Below are 8,016 nucleotides of genomic sequence, written 5' to 3' on the forward strand. Positions count from 1 at the left end.
TTATGTCCCAGCCTCTTCTTGTTCAGTAATTCTATTTGCTTTTATCAATACATGAAACAAGGCGCTTTTCAATGTCAGAGCCAATATCGCTTAAGTTGTCATCACCCGTTAAATTTAATAATGTTGTTGGCTTGGGCATTCCGATTTTAGTTTGACCATCTTCTTCATATACAACAATTTTACATGGGAGAAAGTACCCAACTAATTTGTCTTCATTTAGAACGCGCTCAGCCTCTTTAGGATTGCAAACTTCTAGAACACGATAAGGTGTATGAAAGTCCATTCCTTTTTCTTGTAACTTAGCAGATAGATCGAAATCCCATAATACACCGAATTTTTCTGTCTGAAGTTCCGTACTTAAATCAGAGACTGCCTGTTCGACTGTTTTGGATGTTTCAACTGTGTAATGAAAACTCATTTAGAACAACCCCTTATAATAAATATCGTTATGCTTTATTGGTATACCCGGCATCGTATATTTTAAACGAGTCCATATGAAAAAACAGGCGTTTGTCGCCTGTTTTGTTTATTTCGTCATTTTGAAAGCAGCATTTAGTTGGCCACGAATCATTTCATCTCTGATTTTATCTTTGTCTTTCTGCTTTTCTTTCTTATATAGCTTTTTGATTTCAAATGTTTGCATACCATCTTCAATTTGATTGGCGATATCCATTAATTTCTCTACATCCGTAAATGAAAATTTTCGAGTTCCGCCACCAGATCGTTCTGGCAAAATTAGTCCTCTTTCTTCGTAGTAGCGGATTTTTCGTAAAGATAGTCCCGTTAGTTCACTAACTGAACCGATTGGCAGAACTTTTTTATCTTTGTATGACATCTCCAGTCACTCCCTGTGGATATATTCATAATGCAGCTACCGCTACATATACTATTGAAGTCTTCTAAACTGGCAATCTATTATGATTATAGCATAGGCTCTAAAAGAAAATGTATCGTATGTTAGAATACCTAACGTATGATATGCGTTGTTCGCAAAGAGTGTGTGAGGAAAGGTGCCATAAGACTTGCGGATAGCCAAAGAGGGTGTCAATATAGAAATGTGCAAACGGTTGTATATATTACTAAGGAGGATGTTGCAATGGTATATAAAGAAACCGTTTTGATCACAGGTAAAGTGACAATGACCTTTTTAATGGATTTTGTCAAAAGTGCGAACGAGTTTAGTAGTTATATTATTGTTGAAGTTGAAGGAAGACGATTAAATGCTAAAAGTATATTAAGTATGGGACGGTTAACAACTCATTTTGGGCCAATGAAAATTATTGCAAATGGACTCGACAGTGAAGAGGCTTTATATCACTTGAAAAAGAGGTGTGAAGTTGTTCAGAAGAAGAGTGTTTAAATAGATAAAGAGGGCTTTTAAAGTAATTAAAATGGCGCTCTATTTTTGTTTGCCCGGACATTGTACGAATGTCCGGGTTAGTTAAGCTAGTTATTTTTGTTTCTCAAACGCTTTTCCTAGCTCTTCTGCTTTTTTTAGTTGCGTCCGTAATACAAGACAATATTGATCTTTCGAATTGATATTCCTTTAAAGAAGTTATTCCAGCTTGTGTTGTTCCTCCTGAACTTGTAATTTTTTCTCTTAATAAAGTTGGAGATTGATTAGTGCGACGGAGCATGTTTGCGGCTCCATTCATTGTTTGAAGCAGCAGCTCGCGTGCTGTATCCGGGTCTAGGCCATTTTGAATCGCAGCTTTTTCCATGCATTCAACCATATAGTAAAAATAAGCTGGGCCACTACCAGATAACCCTGTTACAGCGTTCATTTTATCTTCTGTAACCTGTACAACACTTCCGATTGTAAGGAATAAGTTTTCTGCAAATAACAGGTCCTCTTTCTTAGCGAAATGACCTGGAGAAATCGCTGTTGCGGATAATCCAATCATAGCTGATGTGTTAGGCATAGCTCGAACGATAGGTGTGCACGTTCCAATAGCCTCCTCAACATAAGAGGTTGTGATTCCGGCGAGTACAGAGATAATAAGATGGCTCTCATTAATATATGGTTGAATATTTTTTAAGGCAGTTTCTGCGTCAGCAGGCTTCATGGCGAGGATGATTACTTTATTGTTCTTTAATAGCTGCTCTATGTTCTGTGTAGTTTGCACATTGTATTTGTCTTTAAGTTCTTCAAGGCGATCCAAGTTTGAGCGGTTCATCACAACAATTTGATTTGCATGAATAAATTTTTCTTTGATCATACCTTCGATGATGGCTTCTGTGATCGATCCGGCACCTATGAATGCGATGGTGTGTTTCTTCATCTTACTCATCCTTCCATATAAAAACGCCCATTCGTCTTTATTTAAAGGACGAATGGGCGTTATCCGTGGTACCACCTTCATTTGATATCATAGCGATATCCTCAAGTACCCTGTAACGTGGGAAGCGGCTGTGTTTTCACAGCAGGCTCCGGGGCAGGTTCAAAGTAGGCGAAGTGAAGGAATTTTTCAGCCGGTGAATTCCTCTCTCTGACGCTTACCTAGTCTTTTACTAGTCCCGTTCAAAGCCAATACGTTCAATCTAATTTTACATAGTATGCAACGAACAGGGAGAATTGTCAATACCCATTGTCGGAAAATTCAAATTTAATTATCTTGCTATAATGACAAATAGAGGGAAGAGCGGTAGAATAGAATTAGTTCATGCAACGAAAGAAAAGTAGAGGTGGCGGGTAATTTGAATATAACGAAAGCTGACGTTCTTTCAATGACGGTACCAACACCATTTGCAGTTGGCCCTGTTAATTGTTTTTTAATAAAAGGAGATGTGCTGACGCTTGTAGATACAGGTCCGCGAACACCTGAGGCACAGCGAGAACTCAATGAGCAGTTGGGAAATTATGGTTATGCGTTCGAGGATATTGAACAAGTAGTACTAACTCATCATCATCCAGATCACATTGGACTGGTTGGGGGTATGATGGAAAGAGGAGTACGCGTGCTTGGACATTGGAAAAATGATCGCTGGCTTCAAATGGGCGATTCTTTTTTGAAAGAAAATGATACATTTATGACAAGTATCTATCGAGAAGCGGGCGTGGCTGATCAGTATTTTGATCATGCTCGCGACACGCGTGATTATCTTGCTTTTACAGATCGAGCGAAGTGCGATATCCATCTATCAGAAGGGGATGGCGTCCCTGGATGTTCAGAATGGACGGTCATGGAAACTCCTGGTCATGCACAAAGTCATATTTCTCTATGGCATAAGGAAACAGGAACGATGATCGCTGGCGATCATCTTATTAAGAAAATCTCATCTAATCCGCTTCTTGAACCGCCCTATGTGAAAGGAACAGAGCGTCCAAAACCACTCATTCAGCAGCGTAATTCTTATCGGAAAACGTTAGATGCTCATTTGCAATATGTATATACGGGACATGGAGAGCCTATTTTAAATCCGGATGATTTAATTAAGGAGCGCCTAAGGAAGCAAGAAGAACGCTCTGATAAAGTAGCGTTGCTCTTGCAAAAACAGCCGCTAACTGCTTTCGAAGTATGTAAGGAATTATTTCCAGGTGTTTATAAGAAGCAAGTGGGCCTTACACTTTCAGAGACAATTGGTCACTTAGATTATTTAGAGTCGGAAAATGTCATCGTGAAAATAAAGGATAAAGAACAAACTTATTATCGGTATAAGCTGTAAGAGGAGGAACTAATGAAAAAAATAAAAAACAAAGTAATCCTGATCACCGGAGCGTCAAGCGGTATAGGACGACAGCTAGCTGTTGACTTAGCTAGAAAAGGCGCTAAACTCATCCTCGTTGCTCGTTCCGAAGATAAATTAATGGACGTTAAGAAGCAAATCGAAGAAAGTGGAGCATACCCTCCAGCTGTATGGAGCCTGGATGTAGGTGACCGTAAGCGGGTTGATCAACTATTGCCTTCTTTGCTGAAGGAAATGCCACCTATAGACGTATTAATTAATAATGCGGGATTCGGGAAATTCGATGCTTTTGTAGATGCAGATATGAAAGATATTGAAGCAATGTTTGATGTGAACGTATTGGGACTGATGCGCTTTACATCTCATGTGCTGCCTCGGATGATTGCAAAAAGACAGGGACACATTGTTAACGTAGCATCACAGGCAGGTAAACTTGCTACTCCAAAATCCTCCGGTTATTCTGCTTCCAAGCATGCTGTGCTTGGCTTTTCGAATAGTTTAAGAATGGAAATGAAGGAACATAACATCTTTGTTACTACAGTTAACCCAGGTCCAATTAATACAAGCTTTTTTGAGACAGCCGATAGTAGTGGGACTTATATTAAAAATGTTGAAAAAATGATGTTATCTTCAGAGAAGGTATCAAAGGAAATCATAGCAGCTATTGAAAAAAGGTCGACGAGAAGTCAATCTCCCAGGCTGGATGAACGTAGGAGCAAAACTTTATCATACTGCTCCAGGCGTGGTTGAAAAAGTGGCGGGTAAGTTTTTTGATCAAAAATAATGAGTTGTTTGAAGAGCGCTTTTAAAATGCTCTTCTTTTTTAGGTTGCCTTTTCTAGGAGCCGTTCGTTTATTTGCCCCTGCCTAAGGTTAAGTGGATCGAGGATGATGAAAATATAGGCACTAGTGGTGTTTTCATTAGAAAGAGCCACTCTTTCTTTCGTAGAGAGAAACAATATGCCTGCTACAGTGATGATTATTTGGATTTTAGCTGACTATCGTGATTTCCCCTTTCTTTACTTCCTATTGGCTAAGTAGCTGCTCCGGCTGCACTAACATTTTTTTGAAAGGCGTTCACGCCCATAATAATTGAAATCAATTCTTCTGCTAAAAGGTTACTTGACATATTCTTAAGTTCATAATTCGCTGATTCAAAATAGCTATTTGTTCTTTGAAAAGTAGCTATCTCACGATTGGAGTCATTGGTTATGCTGTATGCTTTTGAAAATGCAGGTGACGTTATAGTGAATTTCTTACCGTCTTTGAAATAATGGAATTTCTTTGATAGAAAAGTAAAAGACATTTTCACGCAACCGAGTTCATCGCCATTTTTTCTTCTAACCATCCATTTGTTAGCGAAAAACGTAAAGGCTCCCTCCATAGTAATGTCTCCATTGACGTCTTCTATTTCGACTTTAGAAGAGAACGCGCTTCTAAGGTTAAGTGCCCTACCGTCTCGCGATCGCTATTGTAGATGTCTGTTCTTCCTGCCGAAAAAAAGTTATCCGAAAAAAATAATTGATTCATACTAATCATCACCCCCTCCTCCATTTATACGATTAATACAGTAGAGAAGTTTCGGAATAATCTAGCTTATTAGATATGTGAATGGAAACGTTGATGAAATAATAATTGTAGTCAATAGTAATAATGCTAAAATAAGGAAGAGGATTTTACTGGAATAGAAGTTTATCTATCCAGCTAAAGATAAAAAGCGAGGGTGTAAAATGAAAAGTGAACTAGTGAGGATATTTAATGAGAATAGAGAAGCGATCGGCAACGCATCTCGAGAAGAGGTACATAGAGAAGGTTACTGGCATGAGGTTTTTCAATGCTGGTTTGTGCGGATCGAAAATGGTGTTAGAAAGATTTACTTTCAGCTTCGAAGTGATCGGAAAAAGGATTTTCCAGGGCTGTATGACATCACAGCGGCTGGTCACTTAATGGCTGATGAGTCTGTTGAAGACGGAGTGAGGGAAGTCGAGGAAGAGCTCGGAATTGGTGTTTCCTATAATGAATTGACCCCGCTAAAGGTCATAAAAGCTTCGATTAAAAAAGACCACTTTTTTGATAATGAAATCGCCAACATCTTCCTCTATGAGTGTAATCAGCCATTGGAGAAGTTTAAACTTCAAAAAGAAGAAGTTTCTGGAATCGTACAAGCTGATTTTGATCAATTTTATGACCTTTGGTTGGGAGAGCGGGATGAAGTGGATGTAAAAGGATTTTGCTTGAATGACGATGAAGAGAGAATAAACGTGAATGAAAAAATCAATAAACTTCATTTTGTGCCACATGAAGTCTCTTATTATCAATCGGTTGTGAAGGAGATAGAAAAAAACTTCACACAGAGTGAAGATAATCTGAGGAGGTAAAAGGGGTCTCTAAAAAGAATCGGGTAATGCTGTCTTATTACTTCATTCTTTGGTTCTTCATAAAGTATGGTCCAGCCGAGCCAATGGTAACTTGTTTTCCCTACCTTCAGGCTTGTTATTGGGAGTAAAGATTAAAGTTTCTGCAACGGGAGAAATGCACCACTAAAATCGATCAAGTAGGAGAGCAGAATATGAAAACAAAAACCTTACCTTTTGTTACGATTAGAGAACTATCTCTATTAGATGTTGAAGATCGCTATCAATGGTGCCTGGATCGAGACGTAACGAAGCATCTGAATATGCCGGCGAAATATCCTCCTTTTACACGAGAAGAAACAATGAACTGGATTCAAATGTGCATCACTCGAAAGAACGGGTATGAGCAAAGAGCTATTGTAACTGGTGAAGGTCAACATATTGGCTGGGTAGACTTAAAGAATATTGATCAGTTAAACGGTCATGCAAAGCTAGGTATTGCCATAGGTGATAAACGCTATTGGGGGAAAGGCTATGGGATGAGTGCCATAAAAGCTATGCTTCATTTAGGGTTTACGGAACTTAGTTTAAATAAGATCTGGCTAAGAGTAGAAGTAGATAATGGTAGGGTAATCAAGTCTTGCAAGCAGTGTGGCTTTGTTGAAGAAGGGATATTGCGCGAGGATCGGTATAGAGAAGGAAAGTATGTCGACCGGGTTAGAATGAGTATTTTGAGAAGAGAAGTGAATTAGCAGATTTTATATCCAATTATTGATTTGTTTACCTAATATTGTTAGCCTTTATGTTATACTGTTTTGTATGAAAAAGGTACTAATCTACTAAACTTATTCGCTAAAGGAGAAGCAGTATGAACTGGTATTTGAAAGTATTAAAGAATTATGTGAATTTCCAAGGAAGAGCAAGGCGTAAAGAATATTGGATGTTTACTCTTTTTAATGTTATTTTTTCTATTGTCTTAACGATAGTAGAGTCTCTAGCTGATATTTCCCCATTTTTGACAAGTATTTATTCATTGTTCATTATTTTACCTTCGCTTGCTGTAACTGTGCGTAGATTGCATGACACTGGAAGAAGCGGTTGGTGGGTGCTCATTGGACTTATTCCTCTAATTGGTAGTATTGTCATTCTGGTCTTCACTTGCTTAGATAGTGATGTAGAAGAAAACCGTTTTGGGAAAAATCCTAAAGTAGTATAGTTAGCTCAATTTCCATTATTCTGATCTCATTTGAACCGCTAATCTCCTTGATTGGCGGTTCAAATTCTAGTTGAAGGTGAAAAGTTAATCGCTTGTTCCAGCTTATTTGTAAATCTCCTTCTTTTTGAGGGAATGTCTTTACTTACGTCGGAGGGATAGAAATGAATCCAATCTTAATGGAAATTGAAACAGTACTTGAAACAGAACGATTAATGTTAAGAATGCCTGAATACGGGGATGGTAAAATAGTTAATCAAGCCATTCAATCTTCTATAAGTGAACTGAGGCCCTGGCTTGGCTTTGCTAGAGAAACGCCGACTCCTGAGGATACAGAGATTAATACACGAGAGGCGCATATTAAATTCCTAAAGCGTGAAAGTTTAAGGTTCCTGGTGTTTTTGAAAGAAACAAATGAGTTTGTTGGATCCACTGGGTTTCATAACATTGAATGGGATGTTCCAAAGCTTGAAATTGGGTATTGGGTGGCTACGAAGCAAAGTGGTCATGGCTATATGACTGAGGCCGTTCAGAAACTTACTGAATATGCGCATCAGGACTTGAAGTGCAGAAGGGTCGAGATTAGATGCGATCGAGAAAACGAGCGAAGTCGTGCGATTCCAGAACGATTGGACTATGATTTCGAAGGAACTCTCAAAAACGAAGATATGTCGATCGACGGAACACAGATAACAGATACTTGTATCTACGCGAGTATTACTTAATGGCTTTGTGAATGCTCCAATCAAAAATGACTCATGCT

Annotated in this window: 11 protein-coding genes and 1 pseudogene; 7 read left to right on the top strand and 5 right to left on the bottom strand. The window is 38.6% G+C overall.

From position 1 onward, the window contains the following. Nucleotides 1-31 precede the first annotated feature (31 nt). Nucleotides 32-418 (bottom strand): DUF302 domain-containing protein, encoded by a 387-nt coding sequence (locus tag ACIFPW_RS21950; protein WP_194222064.1) that lies wholly within the window; start codon nt 416-418, stop codon nt 32-34. 108 nt (nt 419-526) lie between these two features. After that, nucleotides 527-835 (bottom strand): MerR family transcriptional regulator, encoded by a 309-nt coding sequence (locus ACIFPW_RS21955; RefSeq protein ID WP_194222063.1) that lies wholly within the window; start codon nt 833-835, stop codon nt 527-529. A 261-nt stretch (nt 836-1,096) separates the two neighbouring features. Here ACIFPW_RS21955 and ACIFPW_RS21960 point away from each other — a divergent pair, with 261 nt between their 5' ends. Continuing rightward, nucleotides 1,097-1,360 carry an HPr family phosphocarrier protein gene (locus tag ACIFPW_RS21960; RefSeq protein ID WP_194222062.1) on the top strand — a complete coding sequence of 88 codons (264 nt, stop codon included), beginning with the start codon at nt 1,097-1,099 and terminating at the stop codon, nt 1,358-1,360. A 103-nt stretch (nt 1,361-1,463) separates the two neighbouring features. Here ACIFPW_RS21960 and proC read toward each other — a convergent pair whose 3' ends face one another. Beyond that, nucleotides 1,464-2,282: a pyrroline-5-carboxylate reductase gene (proC, locus tag ACIFPW_RS21965; protein WP_430247151.1), complete on the bottom strand. Its 819-nt coding sequence runs from the start codon at nt 2,280-2,282 to the stop codon at nt 1,464-1,466. 415 nt (nt 2,283-2,697) lie between these two features. Here proC and ACIFPW_RS21970 point away from each other — a divergent pair, with 415 nt between their 5' ends. After that, a complete protein-coding gene (locus ACIFPW_RS21970) occupies nt 2,698-3,666 on the top strand; it encodes an MBL fold metallo-hydrolase (RefSeq protein WP_430247152.1) in 969 nt (322 codons plus the stop codon). A 12-nt stretch (nt 3,667-3,678) separates the two neighbouring features. Next, nucleotides 3,679-4,471: pseudogene (locus ACIFPW_RS21975) on the top strand (SDR family NAD(P)-dependent oxidoreductase). Nucleotides 4,472-4,719: 248 nt separating this feature from the next. Here ACIFPW_RS21975 and ACIFPW_RS21980 read toward each other — a convergent pair. After that, nucleotides 4,720-5,070, bottom strand: coding sequence for a hypothetical protein (locus tag ACIFPW_RS21980; protein WP_430247153.1), 351 nt, complete (start codon nt 5,068-5,070; stop codon nt 4,720-4,722). 23 nt (nt 5,071-5,093) lie between these two features. Then, nucleotides 5,094-5,216 carry a hypothetical protein gene (locus ACIFPW_RS21985; RefSeq protein ID WP_430247154.1) on the bottom strand — a complete coding sequence of 41 codons (123 nt, stop codon included), beginning with the start codon at nt 5,214-5,216 and terminating at the stop codon, nt 5,094-5,096. 200 nt (nt 5,217-5,416) lie between these two features. Between ACIFPW_RS21985 and ACIFPW_RS21990 the strand changes: the two genes are divergently transcribed. The 4 genes from ACIFPW_RS21990 (at nt 5,417) to ACIFPW_RS22005 (ending at nt 7,978) form a co-directional block, all read left to right on the top strand. Then, nucleotides 5,417-6,064, top strand: a complete 648-nt coding sequence (locus ACIFPW_RS21990) for an NUDIX hydrolase (RefSeq protein ID WP_430247155.1) — start codon at nt 5,417-5,419, stop codon at nt 6,062-6,064. 191 nt (nt 6,065-6,255) lie between these two features. Beyond that, nucleotides 6,256-6,792, top strand: coding sequence for a GNAT family N-acetyltransferase (locus ACIFPW_RS21995; protein WP_430247156.1), 537 nt, complete (start codon nt 6,256-6,258; stop codon nt 6,790-6,792). A 116-nt stretch (nt 6,793-6,908) separates the two neighbouring features. Next, nucleotides 6,909-7,256, top strand: a complete 348-nt coding sequence (locus ACIFPW_RS22000; RefSeq protein WP_430247157.1) for a DUF805 domain-containing protein — start codon at nt 6,909-6,911, stop codon at nt 7,254-7,256. A gap of 161 nt (nt 7,257-7,417) precedes the next feature. Then, nucleotides 7,418-7,978, top strand: a complete 561-nt coding sequence (locus tag ACIFPW_RS22005; RefSeq protein ID WP_430247158.1) for a GNAT family N-acetyltransferase — start codon at nt 7,418-7,420, stop codon at nt 7,976-7,978. The last annotated feature ends 38 nt before the right edge of the window (nt 7,979-8,016 follow it).

It is taken from the genome of Pseudalkalibacillus sp. NRS-1564 (assembly GCF_050467905.1).
Lineage (GTDB): Bacteria > Bacillota > Bacilli > Bacillales > Guptibacillaceae > Guptibacillus > Guptibacillus hwajinpoensis_B.